21 protein-coding genes are annotated in these 21,045 nt (G+C 47.2%); 14 read left to right on the top strand and 7 right to left on the bottom strand.

The window, feature by feature from the left end; translation table 11 throughout:
* Positions 1 to 6: 6 nt before the first annotated feature.
* The gene (locus ACLGGO_RS14135; RefSeq protein WP_446419790.1) at positions 7 to 411 is read right to left on the bottom strand and encodes a tetratricopeptide repeat protein; all 405 of its coding nucleotides are present in this window, start codon (positions 409 to 411) and stop codon (positions 7 to 9) included.
* Positions 412 to 596: 185 nt separating this feature from the next.
* On the opposite strand from ACLGGO_RS14135, the gene ACLGGO_RS14130 reads away from it, so the two are divergent.
* The 4 genes from ACLGGO_RS14130 (at position 597) to ACLGGO_RS14115 (ending at position 4,556) form a co-directional block, all read left to right on the top strand.
* Positions 597 to 875, top strand: coding sequence for a hypothetical protein (locus tag ACLGGO_RS14130; protein WP_446419789.1), 279 nt, complete (start codon positions 597 to 599; stop codon positions 873 to 875).
* A gap of 18 nt (positions 876 to 893) precedes the next feature.
* Complete coding sequence (locus ACLGGO_RS14125; protein WP_446419788.1) at positions 894 to 2,018, top strand: flagellar assembly protein H; 1,125 nt, start codon at positions 894 to 896, stop codon at positions 2,016 to 2,018.
* Positions 2,019 to 2,224: 206 nt separating this feature from the next.
* The gene (locus ACLGGO_RS14120) at positions 2,225 to 3,391 is read left to right on the top strand and encodes a flagellar assembly protein H (protein ID WP_446419787.1); all 1,167 of its coding nucleotides are present in this window, start codon (positions 2,225 to 2,227) and stop codon (positions 3,389 to 3,391) included.
* A 364-nt stretch (positions 3,392 to 3,755) separates the two neighbouring features.
* Positions 3,756 to 4,556, top strand: coding sequence for a hypothetical protein (locus ACLGGO_RS14115; RefSeq protein ID WP_446419786.1), 801 nt, complete (start codon positions 3,756 to 3,758; stop codon positions 4,554 to 4,556).
* Positions 4,557 to 4,629: 73 nt separating this feature from the next.
* On the opposite strand, the gene ACLGGO_RS14110 is transcribed toward ACLGGO_RS14115, so the two are convergent.
* Together ACLGGO_RS14110 and ACLGGO_RS14105 are read right to left on the bottom strand one after the other, a co-directional pair.
* The gene (locus ACLGGO_RS14110) at positions 4,630 to 5,085 is read right to left on the bottom strand and encodes a hypothetical protein (RefSeq protein ID WP_446419785.1); all 456 of its coding nucleotides are present in this window, start codon (positions 5,083 to 5,085) and stop codon (positions 4,630 to 4,632) included.
* 536 nt (positions 5,086 to 5,621) lie between these two features.
* Entirely contained in the window at positions 5,622 to 6,107 is a 486-nt protein-coding gene (locus tag ACLGGO_RS14105) for an allophycocyanin (RefSeq protein ID WP_446334032.1), read from the bottom strand.
* A 96-nt stretch (positions 6,108 to 6,203) separates the two neighbouring features.
* Here ACLGGO_RS14105 and rlmD point away from each other — a divergent pair, with 96 nt between their 5' ends.
* Both rlmD and ACLGGO_RS14095 read left to right on the top strand, forming a co-directional pair.
* Positions 6,204 to 7,610, top strand: coding sequence for a 23S rRNA (uracil(1939)-C(5))-methyltransferase RlmD (gene rlmD / locus ACLGGO_RS14100; protein WP_446419784.1), 1,407 nt, complete (start codon positions 6,204 to 6,206; stop codon positions 7,608 to 7,610).
* Between the two features lie 542 nt (positions 7,611 to 8,152).
* Positions 8,153 to 8,599: an ATP-binding protein gene (locus ACLGGO_RS14095; protein ID WP_446334060.1), complete on the top strand. Its 447-nt coding sequence runs from the start codon at positions 8,153 to 8,155 to the stop codon at positions 8,597 to 8,599.
* Here the strand turns inward: ACLGGO_RS14095 and ACLGGO_RS14090 are convergent.
* Positions 8,596 to 8,868 carry a DUF6439 family protein gene (locus ACLGGO_RS14090; RefSeq protein ID WP_446334030.1) on the bottom strand — a complete coding sequence of 91 codons (273 nt, stop codon included), beginning with the start codon at positions 8,866 to 8,868 and terminating at the stop codon, positions 8,596 to 8,598. The genes ACLGGO_RS14095 and ACLGGO_RS14090 overlap by 4 nt on opposite strands.
* A 108-nt stretch (positions 8,869 to 8,976) precedes the next feature.
* Here ACLGGO_RS14090 and ACLGGO_RS14085 point away from each other — a divergent pair, with 108 nt between their 5' ends.
* The 4 genes from ACLGGO_RS14085 (at position 8,977) to ACLGGO_RS14070 (ending at position 12,903) form a co-directional block, all read left to right on the top strand.
* On the top strand, positions 8,977 to 9,345 hold the full coding sequence (locus ACLGGO_RS14085; protein WP_446334029.1) for a DUF2203 domain-containing protein: 369 nt from the start codon (positions 8,977 to 8,979) through the stop codon (positions 9,343 to 9,345).
* 386 nt (positions 9,346 to 9,731) lie between these two features.
* Positions 9,732 to 11,123, top strand: a complete 1,392-nt coding sequence (asnS, locus tag ACLGGO_RS14080; protein WP_446419783.1) for an asparagine--tRNA ligase — start codon at positions 9,732 to 9,734, stop codon at positions 11,121 to 11,123.
* 167 nt (positions 11,124 to 11,290) lie between these two features.
* The gene (locus ACLGGO_RS14075) at positions 11,291 to 12,010 is read left to right on the top strand and encodes a glutathione S-transferase (RefSeq protein WP_446419782.1); all 720 of its coding nucleotides are present in this window, start codon (positions 11,291 to 11,293) and stop codon (positions 12,008 to 12,010) included.
* A 107-nt stretch (positions 12,011 to 12,117) separates the two neighbouring features.
* Complete coding sequence (locus ACLGGO_RS14070; RefSeq protein WP_446419781.1) at positions 12,118 to 12,903, top strand: DUF4058 family protein; 786 nt, start codon at positions 12,118 to 12,120, stop codon at positions 12,901 to 12,903.
* A 117-nt stretch (positions 12,904 to 13,020) separates the two neighbouring features.
* Here ACLGGO_RS14070 and ACLGGO_RS14065 read toward each other — a convergent pair whose 3' ends face one another.
* The 3 genes from ACLGGO_RS14065 to sufR all read right to left on the bottom strand — a co-directional run bounded on the left by ACLGGO_RS14065 (position 13,021) and on the right by sufR (position 15,541).
* Positions 13,021 to 13,869 (bottom strand): hypothetical protein, encoded by an 849-nt coding sequence (locus tag ACLGGO_RS14065; RefSeq protein ID WP_446419780.1) that lies wholly within the window; start codon positions 13,867 to 13,869, stop codon positions 13,021 to 13,023.
* A 575-nt stretch (positions 13,870 to 14,444) separates the two neighbouring features.
* Positions 14,445 to 14,696: a hypothetical protein gene (locus tag ACLGGO_RS14060; RefSeq protein WP_446419779.1), complete on the bottom strand. Its 252-nt coding sequence runs from the start codon at positions 14,694 to 14,696 to the stop codon at positions 14,445 to 14,447.
* A gap of 188 nt (positions 14,697 to 14,884) precedes the next feature.
* Complete coding sequence (sufR, locus tag ACLGGO_RS14055) at positions 14,885 to 15,541, bottom strand: iron-sulfur cluster biosynthesis transcriptional regulator SufR (protein WP_446334022.1); 657 nt, start codon at positions 15,539 to 15,541, stop codon at positions 14,885 to 14,887.
* Between the two features lie 243 nt (positions 15,542 to 15,784).
* On the opposite strand from sufR, the gene sufB reads away from it, so the two are divergent.
* The 4 genes from sufB (at position 15,785) to ACLGGO_RS14035 (ending at position 20,972) form a co-directional block, all read left to right on the top strand.
* Positions 15,785 to 17,224: a Fe-S cluster assembly protein SufB gene (gene sufB, locus ACLGGO_RS14050; RefSeq protein ID WP_446419778.1), complete on the top strand. Its 1,440-nt coding sequence runs from the start codon at positions 15,785 to 15,787 to the stop codon at positions 17,222 to 17,224.
* A 172-nt stretch (positions 17,225 to 17,396) separates the two neighbouring features.
* Positions 17,397 to 18,185: a Fe-S cluster assembly ATPase SufC gene (sufC, locus tag ACLGGO_RS14045; protein WP_446334020.1), complete on the top strand. Its 789-nt coding sequence runs from the start codon at positions 17,397 to 17,399 to the stop codon at positions 18,183 to 18,185.
* Entirely contained in the window at positions 18,185 to 19,543 is a 1,359-nt protein-coding gene (gene sufD, locus ACLGGO_RS14040; RefSeq protein WP_446419777.1) for a Fe-S cluster assembly protein SufD, read from the top strand. Before sufC ends, sufD begins: the two co-directional genes overlap by 1 nt.
* A 166-nt stretch (positions 19,544 to 19,709) precedes the next feature.
* A complete protein-coding gene (locus ACLGGO_RS14035) occupies positions 19,710 to 20,972 on the top strand; it encodes a SufS family cysteine desulfurase (RefSeq protein WP_446334018.1) in 1,263 nt (420 codons plus the stop codon).
* The last annotated feature ends 73 nt before the right edge of the window (positions 20,973 to 21,045 follow it).

The following is a 21,045-nucleotide window of genomic DNA, read 5'->3' as shown; positions in this document are numbered from 1 at the left end:
TATTGTTTAGCGATCGCGCTCTCCACTCCCCTCACTCCCTTCTCCCACCTGCTGCGTCAACTGCTCCAACTGTACCTTATACCCAGCATCCTGAGGATGCAACTCAACCAACCTTTCCAACGGCGCGATCGCACCTTGAGTATCCTGCATCTGTAACCGTATCTCCACCAAGCCTTCGAGCGCCACCCGATTCTCCGGTTCCCGTTCTAAAACCAACTCATACCCCCGTTCCTTCGCCGCTAGCTGTTGATTAACTGACGCCTCTTCCGAGGTAGCCGTCGTCTGCGGTTGCTGTAAGGCATTACTATATAGACCAAATAGCCCATAGCCCGTAGAACCCAGAAAGGCTACCATTGAGAATACAAGAAGAATTCGTTTCAGGGGATTTTCCTTGGGTTTCTTATCAGACATACCGACCTAGGGGTAAATGAATCTGCCAGTTAATCAAGTCTCGGCTAATCGCTCAAATCAGCCAAAGCGAGCGAGAACGACCGAATTTAACCAGCTTGAGCATTGAACGGTGAACCTGAGTTCACAGCTTCGCCCTATCCTTAACCTACCCATATCTCGACCCAGAGCGATCACCTAACCTTATAATGCCTCAAACCAATTGTATCGGGCGCACGTCTATGCGCCCCTACGGACGGACGACAAAGGCTGCGATCGCCTGTTCCATTCGGGTCAATTCAATGGTGCGATCGCTCCCTTGTTCCCATTCCCGTCAATTTTATCGGGCGCACGTCTATGCGCCCCTACGGACGGACGACAAAGGCTGCGATCGCCTGTTCCATTCCGGTCAATTTAGCCTTTGTTGTTCCCTCCCCTTAGCAAGGGGAGGGTTAGGGAGGGGTCGCGTCAAGGTATTGCTTTGTTAATTAAATCCCCATTCCCCAATGACCCGATTCCCTCACGACCAATTTGCCAAGGAATACCTTGACCAACTTTTATCCCCCATAGGAACCGTTGAGACAAGTCGAGATATTGCTGGGGAAGTGCGAGAAGTTGACGTTTACTTCACACCCACCTCTGTCTCAAATGACTACCTCCTCTCTCTGGGACTTTTAGGGCGCTTTGCCACAACGTCCGCCGTCTTTGAACCCTTTCGCAATCCTGTCACCTCCGAGCAAATTTGTGATTGTATTTCCAAACTATTTGACCTACATCGGGAATTGAGACGACGCGCCAGACGGGAATCCACCTCCCTGAACCCAAGTGAACTCCCCCGACTATGGATACTCACCCCCACCGCCTCAACCCCCTTACTCGATAGCTTTGGCGCCTTGGGCGATGAACAAAACTGGTTAAATGGACTCTATTTTCTCCACAAGGCGTTCAGAACAGCCATCGTCGTCATCCACCAACTCCCTCGTACCCCCCAAACCCTGTGGTTGAGACTTCTAGGAAAAGGTACAGTCCAACAGCAAGCCATCGAGGAGATCACCGCATTACCTGAAGACAGCCAACGGCGACAGTCTACGCTAGAGTTATTGTATGACTTGCAAGCCAACTTACAAGCCAACCAAAACCAAAAATTAGACACAGAGGACAGGGCGTTAATTATGGCATTAGCACCCCTATATCGGCAACAACTCGACGCCGCGCTGCAACGAGGCATGGAACAAGGCATACAACAAGGCATACAACAAGGTATACAACAAGGTATACAACAAGGACAACGGCTGATTATCGAAAACCTCCTCCAGACTCGTCTGGGACAATTGACTCCCACCCTGAGTGCTTTAATTACTCCTTTATCGACATTACCCCCTCAGCAATTAACCCCATTTCTCCTGCAATTATCTCAACTCGAAAACAGTGAATCAGGAATCCCCCAAGCACAGCATTTTATTGTCGAAAATTTGCTTCAAATTCGATTTGGAGAATTGGATGAGCAACTGACAACACTAGTCTCTTCTTTATTAGCATTACCCCCCCAACAGTTAAGCCAATACCTCTCACAACTACCTCAGCTATCCCGTGAGCAACTCCTAGCTCGATTTCCCCAAGCCAGTCCTTAAACTAAACGTGCCGCTGTCGTTCCCTCCCCTTGAAGGGGAGGGGTCGCGTCAAGGTATTGCTTTGTTGATTAAGTAAAGGGCGACCCGATCGAATTGAATGGATTGGGGTTGTTAATTGATGCAGGTATCTCGCCCCTACCGATCGCGAATTTTCTTCAACTCCGGTAAGATAGACGGCTACACTGGTAGACTATCCCCATTCCCCAATGACTCGATTTCCCCACGACCAATTTGCCAAAGATTATCTTGACCAACTCTTATCCCCCATAGGAACCGTTGAGACGAGTCGAGACATTGCTGGGGAAGTGCGACAGGTTGACGTTTACTTCACCCCCACTTCTACCCCAAATGACTACCAAACCACCCTTGGACTTTTGGGACGCCTAGCCACAACACCCGCCGTATTTGAACCCTTTCGCAACGCTGTCATCCCTAGTCAAATCCGCAGTTGTCTGTCTAAACTGTTTGACCTACATTCAGAATTAGAACGACGCGCCCGACGGGAAAATACCTCCATCAACGACAGTGAACTCCCCCAACTATGGATTCTCACGCCCACCGCCTCAAGCCGATTATTAGCAGGATTTAGAGCCATAAACGATGAACCTAACTGGCTAGAAGGAATCTACTTCATGGGAGAATCTCTCAAAACAGCCATCATCGTCATCCACAAACTCCCTCTTACTCCCCAAACCCTATGGCTAAGACTTCTCGGAAAAGGCAGAGTTCAACAGCAAGCCATTGAGGAGATCACCGGATTACCCGAAGACCATCCATTGCGGAAATCTGCGCTAGATTTATTGTATAACTTGCAAGCCAACTTACAAGCCCATCAAAACTTAGAAACAGAGGAGAGGGAGTTAATTATGGCATTAGCACCCCTATATCGGCAACAACTCGACGCCGCACTGCAACGAGGCATAGAACAAGGCATGCAACAAGGTATGCAAAAAGGTATACAACAAGGTATACAACGAGGCATAGAACAAGGCATGCAACAAGGTATGCAGCAAGGTATACAACAAGGACAACGGCTGATTCTCGAAAACCTCCTCCAGACTCGTGTGGGACAGTTGACTCCCACCCTGAGTGCTTTAATTACTCCCTTATCGACATTACCCCCTCAGCAGTTAACCCCATTTCTCCTGCAATTATCTCAACTCGAAAACAGTGAATCGGGAATCCACCAAGCACAGCATTTTATTGTCGAAAATTTGCTTCAAATTCGATTTGGAGAATTGGATGAGCAACTCAGCGCACTGGTCACTTCTTTATTAGCATTACCCCCCCAACAGTTAAGCCAATACCTCTCACAACTACCTCAGCTATCCCGTGAGCAACTCCTAGCTCGATTTCCCCAAGCCAGTCCTTAAACTAAACGTGCCGTTGTTGTTCCCTCCCCTTGAAGGGGAGGGTTAGGGAGGGGTTAAATCAAGGCATTGCTATTGTTTATTAAGTAAAGGGCGACCCGACGTAATTGAGTGGACTACAGTTATTCATTGATGCAGGCGGGTCGCCCCTACAAGGATCGCCTGTTCCCTTCCGGTGAATTCAACCTTGCGATCGCTCCCTTATTCCCATTCCCGTCAATTGTATCGGGCGCACGTCTGTGCGCCCCTACAGGGACTTACAAATCTTTAGGAACTCGCGTTAGTCTAACGTTAGCGAAGCTAGGCTAGTTTTGTTTGTGTAGCTGTGGTTCAATCCCCTAACTAATAATCAATACATTTACCAAAAATGCTGACCCAATCTTCTCAACCCTTACGTCAATCTCTCATTCCTTCCTTGATTGCCATCCTCTGTATCATCGCCATAGGGGGGTTGCAAATTCCCCAACTCAATCAGCTCCAAGGCAGGGGCAAAACGCCCTCTCCCACAGAACTGCAACGCCAAATCGAAGCCGAAAAGGTGCGCCTAACTCTCCTCCAGAAAGTACCAACATTCGGATTTGATAACCTATTAGCCGATTGGGTTTTTCTCAATTTCCTGCAATACTTTGGGGATGATGAAGCTCGCGATGTCACCGGCTATCAACTGAGTCCCGAATACTTTGAAGTGATTCTAGCCCGTGACCCCCGCTTCTTAGAAGCCTACTTTTTCCTTTCAGGTAGCACATCCCTCTATGCGGGTATGCCAGATCGATCGGTAGAACTGATGGAAGAAGGACTCCAGCAGCTTTCCCCCCAAGTTCCCCCCAAATCCTATTACATCTGGCGCTATAAGGCAATTGACGAACTGTTATTCCTGGGTGACGCCCAAGCCGCCCGCCAATCCTTTGAGAAAGCCGCAGAATGGGCAAGCACATATCAAGACGAAGAAAGTCAGTATGTTGCCTCAATTTCCCGCCAAACCGCTCAATTTCTTGCCCGCAATCCCTTAAGTAAATCAGCCCAAGTCAGTGCTTGGTCAATGGTGCTACAAAATGCCCTAGACGATGGCACTCGTCAGCGTGCCATTAATCAGATTGAAGCACTCGGCGGTAAAGTTGTCACCACCCCAGAAGGTGCTGTGAAAATTCAACTCCCAAGCAGTGATTAAAGTTTGCAGGGAAAGCAATGTTCCAGACATAAGGCGTGGAACTATGGCGAGGCGAGGGAGCAAACAAAGCACTTCAGAACATACTGCTCACGATCTGCTGTGCGATTATGCCTAACCCATAGCCAACCAGAGAAAAGACAACCAACAGACTGAAAGCTTGCCATTCGCCAAAGTTGGCAACTTGCAAATCTAACCGCACTAACGCCCCGGCTGATAGCAGCACCAGAATCCGGGCAAAAACATGTATCCAGCACAGAATCAGCACTGCCAAAAAAGCGCCCACAATCACGGAGATAAAAGCGCGGGTATCTGACTTGAGCCAACCGCTATAAACGCTCTGAATCAGCGTCAGTGGGGCAGTTAGGGCTAAATCGATAAACACGATATATATTGCCCCCATCAGCCACAACACCCAAGGTCTATCTGCATCTGCGATTAACCTTGAAGCGGCGATCAACCAGCCAAAGACGCAATGGGTGGCGAACAAGATCGATAAGGAAGTCCAAGGCAGTTTTTTGACAAACAACATAGCCCTAGTGGCGTGGCACACCGAATTTAGTGGATGATGCTTACGCCTGGAAACTTTAGGGGCGCAAAGGATTGTGCCCAATTTAACCGTAAATCTATTCCACCATTTTAGCTGAACCGCGCCACGAGAGCCTCGGTTGGCGTAATAGCCGTTAGTGTTGGGGAAGACGCCAATTTATTCTCCTCATCTCGCCTCACAAGCAAACAGGACGATTGGCTACGATCAAGTTCACAACCAATCGCTGATCGAGATCGCAATCCTCAGGCGGGTTAATTTTGCATACTAGCTAATGACTGAACTCTAGCCGAGTCATCAATAGGGAACACACAAACAGCCGACAGATTCTCCCCATAGAGACTGTCGGTTTTTTATACTTGATCATCAAGTATTTGTCAATACATTATTGAGGATTGGTGAGATGAGGCGGTGATTGGGACAATTGGGAATGTTATGATCAAAACGCTTCCCCATCCCGAATCCCGAATCCCGAATCACCAATCCTGAGGTAACCTGATGACCAAGAACCTTGTCAAGAGTCAGGACATCGATTGAATGATGTAATCAAAATAAGGAGCCGCTTCCATCGCATCTTCCTGACTCAGCAACTCCAAGGAAGCATTTTTGAGGCAACGAATCGATTCAACCATTCCGGCGACAGGGACGCCGAGAGAGTTATACATCTCCTTGACCCCAATCAAACCAATTTTTTCAATCGGTTCCTTGCCTCCAGCCAGAACACCATAGGTAATCAATCGCAAATACCAGCCGTAGTCCCGTAGGCATAGCGATCGCTGGCGCTCCCCATAAGCATTGCCTCCTGGTGAAATAAAGTCAGGACGCTTTTGCCATAGCTGCTTACTCGCTTCCTGAACAATTTTCTTTTCATTTTCTGCTAGGGTGGAAGCGATACGCATCCGCTGCTCACCCGTCTGCAAAAAGGCTTTAATACCCATCAGTTCACCGGAGCTGGGGTATCGCAGCTCGTCGTCGGCTTTGAGGATAACTTGGCTAACTACGCTCATCTTATTGGGTTAACTTAGATAACATTTGTAGTTTAGCGACTCTAGACCCCACAAATAAAGTCAGTTGCTGGAAAAGTATTCACAAATCTACATTTTATGGATCACTCTGTCTCCCTGTCCCCCCATCCTCCCGTCTCCCCTGATCAGTGGCAACAAGGTCAATTGGTGGAAGTGACGATCAAAGACCTAAATGATAGTGGCGATGGTGTCGGACGGTTGGGGAATCGAGTCGTTTTTGTTCCTGATACGGTAACCGGGGATCATGTCCGAGTCAGACTATTGCGCGTCAAACCCAATTACGCGATCGCGAAACTCCATCAACTTCTCGAACCCTCTCCCCATCGTATCCGCCCCCACTGCATCGTGGCGGATAAATGTGGCGGTTGTCAGTGGCAGCATATTGATCCCCAGTATCAACGATCAGTCAAAGAAAATCTGATAGAGCAAGTATTAACCCGTATCGGCGGCTTCACATCAATCGAGATCGCCCCGATTTTAAGCACTGATTCTCCTTTAGCTTACCGGAACAAAGCCACCTATCCGATGCAGCGATCGCCAACGGGTCAAGTTCAAGCTGGGTATTACCAGAAAGGAACCCATCAACTGATTAACCTGAATCAATGCCCCGTTCAAGATGCTCGCTTAAATCCCCTATTAGCCCAAATCAAGCAGGATATTCAGCAACAAGGTTGGTCAATCTATAACGAAAGCCGTCATCAAGGACGATTGCGTCACCTGTCACTCCGGATTGGACGCCGAACCGGGGAAATGCTTTTAACCTTAGTCACAACCGATGCCAACTTAACCAATCTGGAAACTCAAGCCCAAACCTGGCTCAATCGCTATCCTGACCTGGTGGGTGTTTGTGTGAATGTGAATCCCCACCGTACCAATGCCATTTTCGGCACTCAAACCCATTGTGTCCTGGGTCAACCGTATCTGCGGGAGATATTCGCGGATTTAGAGTTCCAATTAAGACCTGATACCTTTTTCCAGGTCAACACCGAAGCCGCAGAAGCCTTGTTTAATGTCATTCGGCAAAAGCTGGCACTCCAAGGCACTGAATATCTAGTCGATGCCTACTGTGGCATTGGTACATTCACCCTACCCTTAGCCAAACAGGTGCAGCAAGCATTGGGGATCGAAGCGCAAGGGACAGCCGTGGAGCAAGCCCAACTTAATGCCCAGATTAATGGTATTACCAATGTCACCTTTAAGACAGGAACTGTGGAAACCGTGCTGCCGCAACTGGGGATCGCTCCAGATATCGTATTACTTGACCCACCACGCCAGGGCTGCAATCCTCAAGTCATTGAAACCCTGCTTTCAGTTCTCCCTCAACGCCTTGTCTACATTAGCTGCAAGCCAGCCACCCTAGCACGAGATCTTAAACGTCTCTGTCAGTCGGGCGGCTACCAATTAACCTACATTCAACCGGCAGACTTGTTTACCCAAACCCCCCACGTTGAGTGCGCGGCTTTCCTGGAAAAACAGGAGGGATGAGGGAGTTATCAGTTATCAGTTATCAGTGAGCAGGGGGAGCAGGGGGAGCAGGGGAAGTTAACTCAAAATTCTACCTTACCTGTTCCCTGTTCCCTGTTCCCTAACGAATAACGAATCAATCTGCCCTCATTTAAAACAAAGCTCTGGTATTTGAATGAGAGTTTGGATACAATAGTAGATAAAGTACATTGTCATTACTAATTCACAGAAAAACTACCCCCTGAGAGGCAAATTTGACCTATAATACCACAATCTACCAATCAATCAATGGGCAGTAGTTGAAATTATTCACCACAACCATAAGAAGCTCACCAACCTGCTGACGTAGCAAGAAACTCAAGATTGAGCATGAGGATTCGACAAAATTTAGATCAGCGAATTCAACGATTAGGGTGCCAGTATACAAAATCTGGACGAACCTTTATGATAACTCATACCTGAGTGTGGAGCGTCTGGTTTGAGAAAAATGAGATCGACAAACGCGGCTATAGACCGTGTCATGTATCCAGTCCACCAACGAAAAGCTAGGGGTTTTTTAAGTGATTGCTGTATCATCTTTGCGCCCAGTTGAACGCAACTGGGGAACAATTAGCTTTGCTTCTACCCTTTACCTTTGCCCAATTCTCGACATACTTGTGGAACAAATTCCGCGCAAGTGGCGACCGGAGATCCGACTCGGACTCCAAGAGGCATTAGTAAATGCGGCAAAGCACGGCAATAATTTAGACCCAAGTAAGACCGTAATGGTTCACTTTAGTGTCATCAATGACGAATATTGGTGGATCATCTCAGATCAAGGCTCCGGCTTTTCTCCGCCTTGTCGTCAAGGGGATGCTGACGAGAGTTTGCCCCATGATGAATCAGAAAATGGTAGAGGGTTATGCCTTCTCTACCAAATTTTTGATCAAGTTCACTGGAATCCTCAGGGAACTGAACTGCGACTGTGCAAACACATGAAGAGTCGCTCAAGGTTACCCTTGATTCCCTAGCGATCGCGATTTCCATGAGTTGGGCAAGGGGGGGCACAGATCGAGCGATCCAGCCATCCTGACGCCTGACGCAACCGATCTAGAGCTTCCTCTGGCTTTTCTTTGAGCAAAAAGACTAAAGCCGCCGCCGTTTGCTCCTTGGCTCTAGCTGGGCGATTTGACTTTAATCGATGCCAATCTTGGGGTGTAATCCCTAAACGTTCTGCTAAGGCTTGGGCAAGTTCCAGGGTACTGGCGTCCTTGAGACTATCGGTTTTAGTATATTGCATCGGTCTAGGTATAAGTTTGTTAAGCTAATCCCACGGCTGAAGCCTCTGGGGTCTTGTGTTTGATTGTATCTATTTTTTTTCACCCATTGATTGATCCCTTCTTCTGTTATGAGTGCTGATTCTGATCCCAATCAGCAAAATCCAGATGCTGACGAGTTTGAGCAAGCGTTATCTGAGGTTGAGCAATCGCTTTTGGCTCTCAAAGAGCGCTATGAACAAGTCCAACGAGATCAGCAGCGACAAGCCCAGCTTCAGCACCGTCGCGAGCAAATTAGACGATCTGGGCGTCAAACTCGTAACCAACCCGCCTTGAAAGCTGAACTCCGGCAAATTCAAGAGCAGCTTGAAACCATTGAACTGAATTTAGAGAGCCAACTTTTTTCCTGGAGTGCTTTTAAAGAACCCTTTTGGCAAGCCGTTCGCTTCGGGGGACTGGGGATTGTGATCGGCTGGTTGCTCAAATCTTGTGCAGGTTAATCGGTAGGGGCGACCCGCCGCCTGCATCGATTAACAACCCCATCCGCTCACTTGTCTCGGGTCGCCCTTGGCTCATCAATTGTCTCGGGTTGTCCTCTTTTCCTTGCCAATTGACGCCCAAACCCTTCACAATAGTTAACAGAGCGCCAAATCTGCCCGGATTTATCATTGCAGAGCCTGAAGGATTGATCCACACCAAGGCAGTGGAGATATCTATTTCCCAGTCATAACCAATCCCCCGTTCATTCGCAAAAATAATTGATCCTCTATTGTTTTACATTGATCCCCAACCGTAATCTCCATTCAACTGACGCTAAAAAAAGCTGAATTAATTGTCCAGGTATGGGCAAGCCCGGAGTGACTGATTTTGGTAAACTGGCAAAATTATGCAAAAAAAACCGATCGCACAACTTTTACGCACAGGTCAGCCGGATGAAAATGTAACCATCCAGGGCTGGGTACGCACGAAACGAGAACTCAAAGAGTTTGCCTTTATGGAGGTTAATGATGGCTCCTGCTTGGCAAATTTGCAAGTCATCCTGAATCCTGACGTACCGGATTATCAAAGGATTCTCCAGCGGATCAACACTGGGGCGTCTGTAGAAGTTGCTGGCGTATTGGTGCCATCTCCAGGAAAAGGACAACGGATTGAGTTGAGGGCAAATTCGGTTCAGGTGTATGGTGAAGCCGATCCTGCTACCTATCCGCTACAGAAAAAACGCCATTCCTTTGAGTTCCTGCGAACCATTGGACATTTGCGATCGCGCACCAATACGATCGGCGCTGTACTACGGGTGCGTAATGCTTGTGCTAATGCTATCCACCAATTCTTTCAGGAACGAGGTTTTTTGTGGATTCACAGCCCGATTATCACAGCTAGCGATTGTGAAGGGGCGGGGGAACTGTTTACGGTAACCAGTCTCAACCTCAACGAGATTCCCAAAACCGAAGACCAATTGGTGGATTTTAGCCAAGACTTCTTTGGACGCCAAGCCTACCTCACCGTCAGTGGTCAACTGCAAGCCGAGGTGATGGCGATGGCATTTGGGAATGTGTATACCTTTGGTCCGACATTCCGGGCGGAAAATTCCAATACCTCCCGCCATTTAGCCGAGTTTTGGATGGTGGAACCGGAAATGGCGTTCTGTGATTTACAGGGCGATATGGACTTGGCACAGGAGTTTCTCAAGTATGTATTCTCCTCGGTACTAGAGAACTGTCCCGAAGACATGGAATTTTTCAATAAGCGGATTGATAATACCGTACTGGCAACGGCGGAAAATATTATCAACAATCAGTTTGAGCAAATTACCTACACCGATGCGATCGCGCAATTAGAAAAAGCTGACCGCAAGTTCGAGTACCCCGTTGAGTGGGGGACAGACTTACAGTCGGAACACGAACGCTATTTGGCAGAAGAATTATTTCAGAAACCCGTTATAGTTAGCGATTACCCCTTAGGGATCAAGGCATTCTATATGCGTTTAAATGATGACGGCAAAACCGTTGCCGCCATGGACGTACTAGCACCCAAGATTGGGGAAATTATCGGCGGTTCCCAACGGGAGGAACGCCTCGATGTCCTCCTTTCTCGCATCCAGAATCAGGGGATGAATCCAGAGGATTTATGGTGGTATCTAGACTTGCGGCGTTATGGTACCGTTGCCCATGCGGGGTTTGGTTTAGGATTTGAGCGCTTGGTGCAGTTTATGACGGGGATGGGAAATATACGAGACGTGATTCCCTTCCCGCGCACACCATTGAGCGCCGAATTTTAACCGTTTCCAGTCAAATTCTGTAGGGGCGCAAGCCTTGCGCCCCACAACGTTTGCCATCCCTAATCACACATGACAAGGAGCATCCGGTGGAGCATTGTAGGGCAAGGAACATGATACCCTGTGTGGGTAGAAGCAGAGGTTCTCAGAGATTTATCGGATAACAAATTATGATAAAAAACTATCCCATTTTAGTGTATTTTCAAGCAAAGGGTAGAGCCGAACTTTCACGTCTGATTTTTACGTGTGGCGAGGTTTCATTTGACGATCAAAGACTCTCATTTGAAGACTACGGACAAATGTGCTCTAGTGGAGAGCTTCCCTTTGGTCAACTGCCGATTATGAAGCTGGGTGATACAGTGATCAGCCAGTCATGCGCGATCGCTCGTTATGCAGCTAAACAGGCAGGACTCTATCCCATTGACCATTTACAGGCAGCCCTATCCGATATGATCGTTGATGCCTGGAGAGATCTCCAGGATCTGCTATATGGGTGTTATGTTGACCGGGTGGTGGAAAAAGGTCAATTCATTATGAAAATGAGAGAACCATCCGTTAAAGTAAAACGCTTAAACGAGTATTTCGCCACATCCGTACCCATGCACTTAGAGAAATTGGAACAAATAATTACTCAAAATCAAGCCTCTTCATTTCTAGTTGGCTCATCCTTAACCTGGGCAGATATAGCCGTGTTTGACATTCTGTGTATATATGATCATACCGGAAAATTCTGGAATGAACCCTCGGCATTTTCCTACATCCCAGAACCCGATGGACCCTATCAGCCGCCCAAGGATTTGTTGCAGCCTTATCCAAACCTGGAAACGCTGAAAAATACAGTGAGTCAAATCCCACAGATTACCACTTGGCTGCAATCTCATCCCTATTAAACTAAGACGCATTTAATTAATCTGTCTGATTCCGGGATTTCCCCGTGCTAGGGCAAAACGACGATAAAATTTAAGCAACGAGAATCGAACGCCAAGGAGGGAAATTTATGCCAAACCCTTTTGCGGGGATGAACCCTTACCTAGAACATCCGGAAATCTGGCCCGGAGTCCATCACTGGCTAATTGTTGAATTAGCTAGGTCACTTTCTCCTCAACTGCGCCCAAAATACAGAGTGGCGGTTGAGGTGCGTCTGTATGAAACCATTGGCGAACAATCCCTACTGATTGGTGTTCCTGATTTAACGGTCAAAGGTTCACAGGCGACAACGAAACAACCGATGAGTAATGTTGCTGTCGCCCCATCTCCAACTCAACCCAAAATCGTAGAAGTTCCTGTACCGGAAACAATTAAACAAGGTTATTTAGAAGTACGAGAAGTCGCCACGGGTGAAGTTGTCACCGTTATTGAGATACTATCTCCGGTTAATAAACGTTCTGGAGAAGGACGCGATCAATATGAAACTAAACGCCATAAAATCTTCGGCAGTTCAACTCATTTAGTGGAAATTGATTTACTGCGGAAGGGGCAACCTATGCCAGTATATCATAGCAATGGTCAAACTCATTATCGAATTTTAGTCAGTCGAGGAGAGCGTCGTCCTCAAGCTGATTTATATGCCTTTAATCTACCCGATACGATTCCCTCATTTCCCTTACCCTTGAAGTCGGGTGATGAAGAACCCGTAGTTGATTTACAGGTATTGTTGAATAATGTGTACGAGCAAGCCAGTTATGATTTAGCAATCGATTATACGCAAGAACCCGTACCGCCATTGTTAGCAGATGATCTGGTTTGGGTTAATACATTGTTAACCGAGCAACAAGTGCGATAATGCTAGTAGGAAAAGCTGTCGCGATTCTGACTTATTTTTATGACTAAATGTGGTTGCTGGAGTGACGCTCTCACCCTAATAAGGGCAATTCATGAATTGCCCCTACATGTAATCCTTCTATCGATTCAGCTTTTGCATCAACTTACGGATTCCCCAAGCACCCATAGCGAATAAACCTAATGCTGTAGAGGCTTCTGGAATATCGACGGGTTCTGAATCGGTGGGAATCCGAGTAATAGCAACCGCATCAAGATATGACCGATTTTGGCGGAAGCGAAAGCTGAGGGATTCAAAATAATCTTGACCTACTAGGTTATCTTGGATACTAACACTCATGGGTAGCGTTGAACCGTCTTTAGCGGAAAACACTTGCCAATTATCATTCAGCCAATAGTAGGGCGTGACTTCAACAGTATCCATTCCCGTTTTACTCAATGTGAGTCGGAAATTCTCGTAAGTTTCAGTATCAGGAAATTGATCGGGAACAACCAGTTCTTGTTCAACCTCATGGGGAATATTAAAGCCGGGATCAACGTAAAGTAAATAGGGTAAGTTGCGGAAATTGCCATCACGGGGAGAAACAGGACGGATATTCCAGTTAATTTGGCGCGGTTCCTGGGTATCTGTTGGTGCAACATTCAGTTCCATAAAGAACTTACCCAGTTCGGGCTTGCTTCGATCTGTGCGAGCGCTCCAGTAAATAGCGATATCACCATCATCTAAATCCAATTTATTTAAGGATGAGAGATCGTAGTATGCTGATGCCCAATTCGTCTCAGGATTAGCCTGAAGTTCACCCTGATCAACCGTGGTATTGTTTAGCTGCCAATCATTTGCGTTATCAAATGTAGTGTGATAAATTTCTTGTTCATTCGGATTATAGGTAAAAAAATTCGCCGCTTGCGCTTTTGCCGCTACACCAGCGACGAAGGCGGCTGATAGTAAAAAAGTTAATTTGAGTTTCACGGAATTACCTCTAAGCACGAGTTTCGTATACTCGCCATCATAATTAACCTTCACCAGCGAATAGGTGAAATCCGCATAAAATTATCGGCTCAATCTATAAATTTTTGGCAAAATTATTTTCTTTTTTTGGATAAATTTATTTTTGTTGATTTATGTAAATTTTTATTGTCCTGTTCTTGACTAATAAGGAGCGAATAACAATGTGAGATGGTCTATTTTTTTATGGAAAAATTTTAATCAGTCGGTTCAGTAGGTTACCGATAACTGCTCCACAAAACCCGCCTAGGCTAAGTCATAACGGGGAAAATAAAGGTAGCTTATGTTACCGTTTTTCAGGAATGGGAGGATCGATTTCGATTACACCGACTGGTGTTCTAGGGTTTGGTTACTCAAAAAGAAGACGGGAGCCTAGTGCGGCGGGCATGGAAATACTTGAGCAGCTTCGTAGATACGATGAAGCAGGGGGAGCAGAGGGAGCAGAGGGAGCTGGGGGAGATGTTAGCTGTTGGCGTTATTTCTGTCTTCTTGCACTAGGTTCTCCAGACCCAATCTACAACGTTGACATGCACCCGGAATCACCACTTCAAAAATGCAGCATCAGATCCCTGTTCGCGGCGAATCTTACTGTCTTTTTCAAACCAATCAATCACCTGCTGAGGCGTCAAGTCTTTAACAGCTACTCCTGTATCCTGGGCAATATGGGTTAAAAGGCGCAGGGATGAAATAGTTAATCGGGTTAAAAACTTCTCATGGGCTGCGAGTAACGCTGTATCGACCGCAGCAGATTCCTCTGGACTCAAAAATTGTGTCGTGGGTTGTTGGGACATAGGAAAGGGGGGATGCGGGGAAGATGGGGGAGCAGAGGGAGCAGGGAAAGCAGATGCATTCGTAGGGGCGAAGCATTCGCACCCAAATCTATCGGTTTTCTATTCAAATCTCAACGCGAATGCTTCGCCCAATCCCTAACCACCAATGACCAATGACCAATGAACCATGAACCATGAACCATGACAAACTATTTCCCCTTAATCAAATAACCACACTGATGTTCTCCATGATTAATCCAGTGAGTGCGCTCGACTTGGCAATCGGGTAGAATGGCGGCAAACATTTCCAATTCATGTCCGCAGACGCTAGGAAAGGATTCAGCGACGTTGGAAATAGCACAGTTGTGTTCTTTCAAGATAAACTGATTACGGGTCTGTTGACTCACGTCACTGGATTCAACTGGATACCATTCAGCCATATACCCTTCACTTTGGCGCAGTTCTACCAATTTGGCGACTCGTTCGGCTAATGAACCTTTACCCAAGCGCTGGCGGTATTCCAGGGCTTTGCGTTCCCACTGCTTCTGGAGAATGTTACTCACCTGATCCCGACCTACTGTTTCTTCCAAGGTGTCTAGCAACGACACAGCAAACTCGCCATAATGGTTAGGGAAGCGATCGCGTCCTTTCTTGCTCAAGCGGTAAACATGCTGGGGACGCCCCATCCCCATCGATACCGACTCATACTCTATCAGTCCCTCGGTTTCCAAATCCTTCAGGTGACGCCGAATGGCTTGGGGACTAATATCGAGAGCTTCGGCTAATGTCTGCGCGATCGCTCGCTCCTGTTTGAGTAAATACTGCAAAATGTCTTGCTTGGTAGAAGATTGCTGAGTGGTGGTCATTGGCTTTTGGGGTGAAATCACGCTTGTGTTAGGGCAACAGAAGAAATTCAGTTGACTTTGACAACATCTTAGTTGTTAATATAACCTACAATAGAGTTAAACAACACTTTTGTTGTTTAACCCTATTGCTAGTGCAACGTGACCCAATTAGCCTGAACTCTGGAAAACTGGTGACGGGTCTATTTATACAGAAGCGCTCCCGCCCACTTCCCATCCTTAGTAGAAGAGAGAACCCTAAATCCAATGACTGCTACTGTCAAGAAATTAGTCAACCAGCCCTACAAGTACGGCTTTGTCACCGATATCGAAGCCGACACCATTCCCCGTGGCTTGAATGAAGACGTAGTCCGCCTGATCTCCGCCAAGAAGAACGAACCGGAGTTCATGCTGGAGTTTCGCCTCAAAGCCTATCGCCAATGGCTGAAGATGGAGGAACCAACGTGGCCCCACGTTAACTATCCGCCCATCGACTACCAGAATATCATTTACTACTCCGCCCCGAAAAAGAAAACCGAAAAGCTAAACAGCCTGGAAGAGGTTGACCCAGCCCTCCTAGAAACCTTTGAAAAGCTGGGGATTCCCCTGTCTGAACAGAAGCGACTGTCCAACGTCGCCGTGGATGCTATTTTTGACAGCGTTTCCGTCGCCACCACATTTAAAGAAAAATTAGCCGAAGTCGGCGTTATCTTCTGTTCCATCTCCGAAGCGCTGCAAGAACACCCAGAACTGGTGCAGAAATATCTGGGTAGTGTTGTCCCCGTGGGCGATAATTACTTTGCTGCCCTAAACTCGGCTGTGTTTAGTGACGGTTCCTTTGTATTTATTCCCAAAGGCGTCAAATGTCCTATGGAACTATCCACCTATTTCCGGATTAATACCGGGGACACAGGACAGTTTGAGCGTACCCTGATTGTCGCCGAAGAAGGGAGTTCGGTGAGCTACTTAGAAGGGTGTACCGCGCCTATGTACGACACCAACCAACTCCACGCGGCTGTTGTGGAACTTGTCACCCTAGATAACGCCGATATTAAATACTCCACCGTACAAAACTGGTTTGCAGGTGACGAAAAGGGTAAAGGGGGAATCTATAACTTTGTCACCAAGCGCGGCTTGTGCAAAGGGGTTAACTCCAAGATTTCCTGGACGCAGGTAGAAACCGGTTCAGCAATTACCTGGAAATATCCCAGTTGTGTCCTCGTGGGGGATAACTCCGTGGGTGAGTTTTACTCCGTGGCGTTAACCAATAACATGCAGCAAGCCGACACCGGCACTAAAATGGTGCATATTGGCAAAAATACCCGTAGCACTATTATTTCTAAAGGGATTTCCGCTGGTAATTCTAAGAATAGCTATCGGGGTTTAGTGAAAGTGAGTCCGAAAGCAAAAGGGGCGCGGAATTATTCCCAGTGCGATTCCATGTTGATTGGCGATACGGCTGAGGCGAATACTTTCCCCTATATTCAAGTTGAAAATAATACGGCTAAAGTCGAACACGAAGCCTCAACCTCGAAAATTGGCGAGGATCAGCTTTTCTACTTTACTCAACGCGGAATCTCAGAAGAAGATGCTGTCTCCATGATGGTTAGTGGGTTCTGTCAGGATGTCTTCAATAAATTGCCGATGGAATTCGCCGCTGAAGCCGATAAATTATTGAGTCTGAAATTAGAAGGAGCCGTGGGTTAGGTTGAGTGTTGAGTGTTGACACGTACCATGGCGCGTCTTTCCGGGGCGGGTTTTACTACTCTTGTTCCGTTGCACCCAGATGTGACTCGCGCCCGCCCCGACCAGCTACGTCTGGAACACCCTATCTCCCTTATCCCGAAGAATCATTGATCTGAATTGGTGAAAACGTGTAATGATTAGAGAAAATAGCGACGTAATCTTATCCGTCCACAATTTGACGGCAAATGTTGAAGGACAACAAATCCTCAAAGGCTTAAACCTAGAGGTGAAGGCGGGAGAAATTCACGCCATCATGGGGCAAAATGGCTCAGGTAAAAGCACCTTTTCCAAGCTTTTAGCGGGACATCCAGCCTACGAAATCACCGGGGGCGAGGTGACATTTCTGGGGCAAAATCTGCTGGAACTCGAACCCGAAGAACGGGCATTGGCTGGCATTTTTCTAGCGTTTCAGTATCCATTAGAAATTCCTGGGGTGAGTAATTTAGACTTCTTGCGCGTCGCTTATAATTCCCGCCGTAAGCATCAGGGATTAGAGGAAATTGATACGTTTGACTTTGAAGACCTAATCGAGGAAAAGCTGGAAATTGTCAAGATGAATCCCAGCTTCCTGGAGCGCAGTTTAAATGAAGGCTTCTCAGGCGGCGAGAAGAAGCGGAATGAGATTCTGCAAATGGCGTTGTTAGAACCAAAACTGGCGATTCTGGATGAGACGGATTCCGGTTTGGATATTGACGCCCTAAAGATTGTCGCCAACGGGGTGAATCAGTTAGCAAATCCTGATAATGCCATGATTCTGATTACCCACTACCAACGGATGCTCAATTATATTGAACCCGATTATGTCCATGTCATGGCAGCAGGGCGCATTCTCAAAACCGGGGGTAAGGAATTGGCATTAGAATTAGAATCCCGTGGTTATGACTGGGTGATAGAAGAAGCGGCGGCTGAGGTGATTGCCTGATGAGTATACAACTATCTGCGAAACCGGAAATTTCCTATTTAAAGGCGCTATTAGACCAATGTCGCCAAGATGAACCCGTTGTCGGGGGACAATTAAACGCCACTCTCCAGCAACTGCGCGACCAAGCGGCGGCGATTGTGCAAGAATTGGCAATTCCGACTCGTCGCGATGAAGAATGGCGGTTTACGGATTTGTCGTCGTTATTGGCGGTGAATTTTCAAGGGGTGGAGACGTTTTTTGAGCAATTCCTGCAACACTTAGACTTGACTTCCCTAACCCTACCCGAAACCCCGAATAGTCGATTAGTCTTTGTGAATGGGGTGTATGCGTCGGATTTATCGTCGGTAAGTGGATTACCCGAAGGCGTGTATGTGGGGAATTTGGCGGGTTTACCTGGGGCGTATGAAGGGAAAATCCAAAATTATTTGGGGAAGCAACAGGGCGCTGGTGATGTCTTCACCGCCCTAAATACATCGGGACTCACGGATGCGGCGGTGGTGTGGGTTCCCAAAAATAGAATAGTCGAGACACCGATTCATCTGCTGTTTATTTCCACGACTGACGAAGTACCTGTAATATGCCAACCGCGCTGTCTGGTGGTTGCTGAAGCGGGTTCGGTGGTGAATCTGATTGAACATTACGCGGCGAATGTAGAAGGATGTCCAGATATTCCGGTGAATCGTCCTTATTTCAATAACCCAGTGACGGAGATTTGGCTTGAGGAGGGTTCCCAAGTTATCCATACCCGGAATCAGCGAGAAGCGATTGATGGGTTGCACATTGGTAAAACAGCGGTAAGTCAAGCCCGGAATAGCCGCTATACTTGTAACGCGATTAGTTTAGGGGCGAAACTATCTCGGCATAATTTAGAAATCGTGCAGACGGGTGAGGCGACAGAAACCACGCTCAACGGTTTAACCATGATTGGTGGGGAACAGGTGGCAGATACCCATAGTGCTGTGCTGTTAAATCATCCTCATGGCATAACCAACCAGTTGCACAAATGTATCATAGATGACCGGGCGCACGGAGTATTCAATGGTAAGGTTTTCGTGCCCCAAGGGGCTCAATTCACCAATGCGGCTCAATTGAATCGCAATTTATTGCTTTCAGCTAAAGCCCGTGTGGATACCAAACCGCAACTGGAAATTACGGCTGACCAAGTTAAATGTTCTCACGGTGCGACAGTGAGTCAATTAGACCCAGAAGACGTGTTTTATTTACAAAGTCGAGGACTGAATGAAACTAATGCCCGGAATCTGTTAATTGATGCCTTTGTAGCGGAGATTCTCCAGCAAATCCCTGTGGAATCCCTGGGGCAAAGACTTGCCCAATGTGCGATGTGTAGGACAATGTAGTCCCAAAAAATGTAGAGATGCATGGCACGTCTTTCCGGGGCGGGTTTAGGGATTAAGGTTGATTGTTTTATCTAGTTTTTATGCAAAACCCGCCCTGAATCTGAGTCTTGATTTCTATAATTCTTTGACAAATGACCAATGACATAAGACAAATGACGAATAACCAATGACCATCACTCAAGAAAAGACCCTAGCTGCTATCGTCCGTTCTGACTTTCCCATTTTGCAGGAGAAAGTTCACGATAAACCATTAATTTATCTTGACAGTGCTGCCACATCTCAGAAGCCTTTGGCGGTGCTTAAGGCGCTGCAAAATTACTATGAAAGGGATAACGCTAATGTCCACCGAGGCGCTCATGCGCTGAGTGTTAGGGCGACAGAAGCGTATGAGTCGGCGCGGGATAAGGTGGCGGCGTTTGTGAATGCGGCGTCGCGGAATGAGATTGTTTTTACCCGGAATGCCTCAGAATCGATTAACCTGGTGGCGTATAGCTGGGGATTAAATCGTTTGCAGCCAGGGGATGAAATAATTCTCTCGGTGATGGAACATCACAGCAACATTGTTCCCTGGCAAATGATTGCCCAGAAGACGGGGGCGGTGTTGAAGTATGTGGAACTGACACAAAGCCAGGAGTTTGATTTAGAACAGTTCAAGTCTCTGATTTCTGAGAAGACGAAGTTAGTTAGTGTGGTGCATGTCTCGAATACGTTGGGATGTATTAACCCAGTTGAGGAGATTATTGCGATCGCACATCAGTATGGCGCTAAGGTATTGATTGATGCTTGCCAATCTGTCCCCCATACACCCATTGATGTCCAGGGGATGGGTTGTGACTGGTTAGTGGCATCGGGTCACAAAATGTGTGCGCCCACAGGGATTGGTTTCTTGTATGGCAAATTAGATTTGTTGCTGGAAATGCCTCCCTTTATGGGTGGGGGTGAGATGATTTCTGAAGTCTTTCTCGACTATTCCACCTACGCCGAATTGCCCCACAAATTTGAAGCGGGGACACCTGCGATTGGGGAAGCGATCGCGCTGGGTGCAGCGGTAGACTATTTAATGGGGATTGGTATGGATAAAATCCATGCTTATGAGGAGGAACTTACGGCGTATCTATTCCAACAATTACGGGATGTTCCTGATTTGACCCTGTATGGTCCTCAACCGACAGCAGAGGGGAAAGGAAGGGCAGCTTTAGCATCGTTTAATGTTGAGGGATTGGCGTCGAGTGATGTGTCTACGTTATTAGACCATGAAGGGGTGGCGATTCGTTCGGGTCATCACTGTACTCAACCGTTACACCGTATTTTAGAGGTAATGGGTTCGGCGCGGGCGAGTTTGTATTTCTACAATACACGAGAAGAGATTGACGTTTTTGTTCAGGCGTTGAAAGAGACAATAGACTTTTTCAAAAGTGTCATGGAGTAGAGGTGTGGGGTGGGCGTTGCCTACCCTACGGTTTTTTAGGGTTAGGGATTTATATTTTTTTTAACGCAGAGGG

The sequence above is a fragment of the Coleofasciculus sp. genome, from assembly GCF_046565525.1.
GTDB lineage: Bacteria > Cyanobacteriota > Cyanobacteriia > Cyanobacteriales > Coleofasciculaceae > Coleofasciculus.
Note: the sequence above shows the minus strand (reverse complement) of the source record. Positions and strands in the feature narration are given on the sequence as shown.

Excerpts from the sequence above, each read along its gene's own strand:
- ACLGGO_RS14135 (WP_446419790.1), bottom strand. The coding sequence starts at position 411 with ATGTCTGATAAGAAACCCAAGGAAAATCCCCTGAAACGAATTCTTCTT.
- ACLGGO_RS14130 (WP_446419789.1), top strand. The coding sequence starts at position 597 with ATGCCTCAAACCAATTGTATCGGGCGCACGTCTATGCGCCCCTACGGA.
- ACLGGO_RS14125 (WP_446419788.1), top strand. The coding sequence starts at position 894 with ATGACCCGATTCCCTCACGACCAATTTGCCAAGGAATACCTTGACCAA.
- ACLGGO_RS14120 (WP_446419787.1), top strand. The coding sequence starts at position 2,225 with ATGACTCGATTTCCCCACGACCAATTTGCCAAAGATTATCTTGACCAA.
- ACLGGO_RS14115 (WP_446419786.1), top strand. The coding sequence starts at position 3,756 with ATGCTGACCCAATCTTCTCAACCCTTACGTCAATCTCTCATTCCTTCC.
- ACLGGO_RS14110 (WP_446419785.1), bottom strand. The coding sequence starts at position 5,085 with ATGTTGTTTGTCAAAAAACTGCCTTGGACTTCCTTATCGATCTTGTTC.
- ACLGGO_RS14105 (WP_446334032.1), bottom strand. The coding sequence starts at position 6,107 with ATGAGCGTAGTTAGCCAAGTTATCCTCAAAGCCGACGACGAGCTGCGA.
- rlmD (WP_446419784.1), top strand. The coding sequence starts at position 6,204 with ATGGATCACTCTGTCTCCCTGTCCCCCCATCCTCCCGTCTCCCCTGAT.
- ACLGGO_RS14090 (WP_446334030.1), bottom strand. The coding sequence starts at position 8,868 with ATGCAATATACTAAAACCGATAGTCTCAAGGACGCCAGTACCCTGGAA.
- ACLGGO_RS14085 (WP_446334029.1), top strand. The coding sequence starts at position 8,977 with ATGAGTGCTGATTCTGATCCCAATCAGCAAAATCCAGATGCTGACGAG.
- asnS (WP_446419783.1), top strand. The coding sequence starts at position 9,732 with ATGCAAAAAAAACCGATCGCACAACTTTTACGCACAGGTCAGCCGGAT.
- ACLGGO_RS14075 (WP_446419782.1), top strand. The coding sequence starts at position 11,291 with ATGATAAAAAACTATCCCATTTTAGTGTATTTTCAAGCAAAGGGTAGA.
- ACLGGO_RS14070 (WP_446419781.1), top strand. The coding sequence starts at position 12,118 with ATGCCAAACCCTTTTGCGGGGATGAACCCTTACCTAGAACATCCGGAA.
- ACLGGO_RS14060 (WP_446419779.1), bottom strand. The coding sequence starts at position 14,696 with ATGTCCCAACAACCCACGACACAATTTTTGAGTCCAGAGGAATCTGCT.
- sufR (WP_446334022.1), bottom strand. The coding sequence starts at position 15,541 with ATGACCACCACTCAGCAATCTTCTACCAAGCAAGACATTTTGCAGTAT.
- sufB (WP_446419778.1), top strand. The coding sequence starts at position 15,785 with ATGACTGCTACTGTCAAGAAATTAGTCAACCAGCCCTACAAGTACGGC.
- sufC (WP_446334020.1), top strand. The coding sequence starts at position 17,397 with ATGATTAGAGAAAATAGCGACGTAATCTTATCCGTCCACAATTTGACG.
- sufD (WP_446419777.1), top strand. The coding sequence starts at position 18,185 with ATGAGTATACAACTATCTGCGAAACCGGAAATTTCCTATTTAAAGGCG.
- ACLGGO_RS14035 (WP_446334018.1), top strand. The coding sequence starts at position 19,710 with ATGACCATCACTCAAGAAAAGACCCTAGCTGCTATCGTCCGTTCTGAC.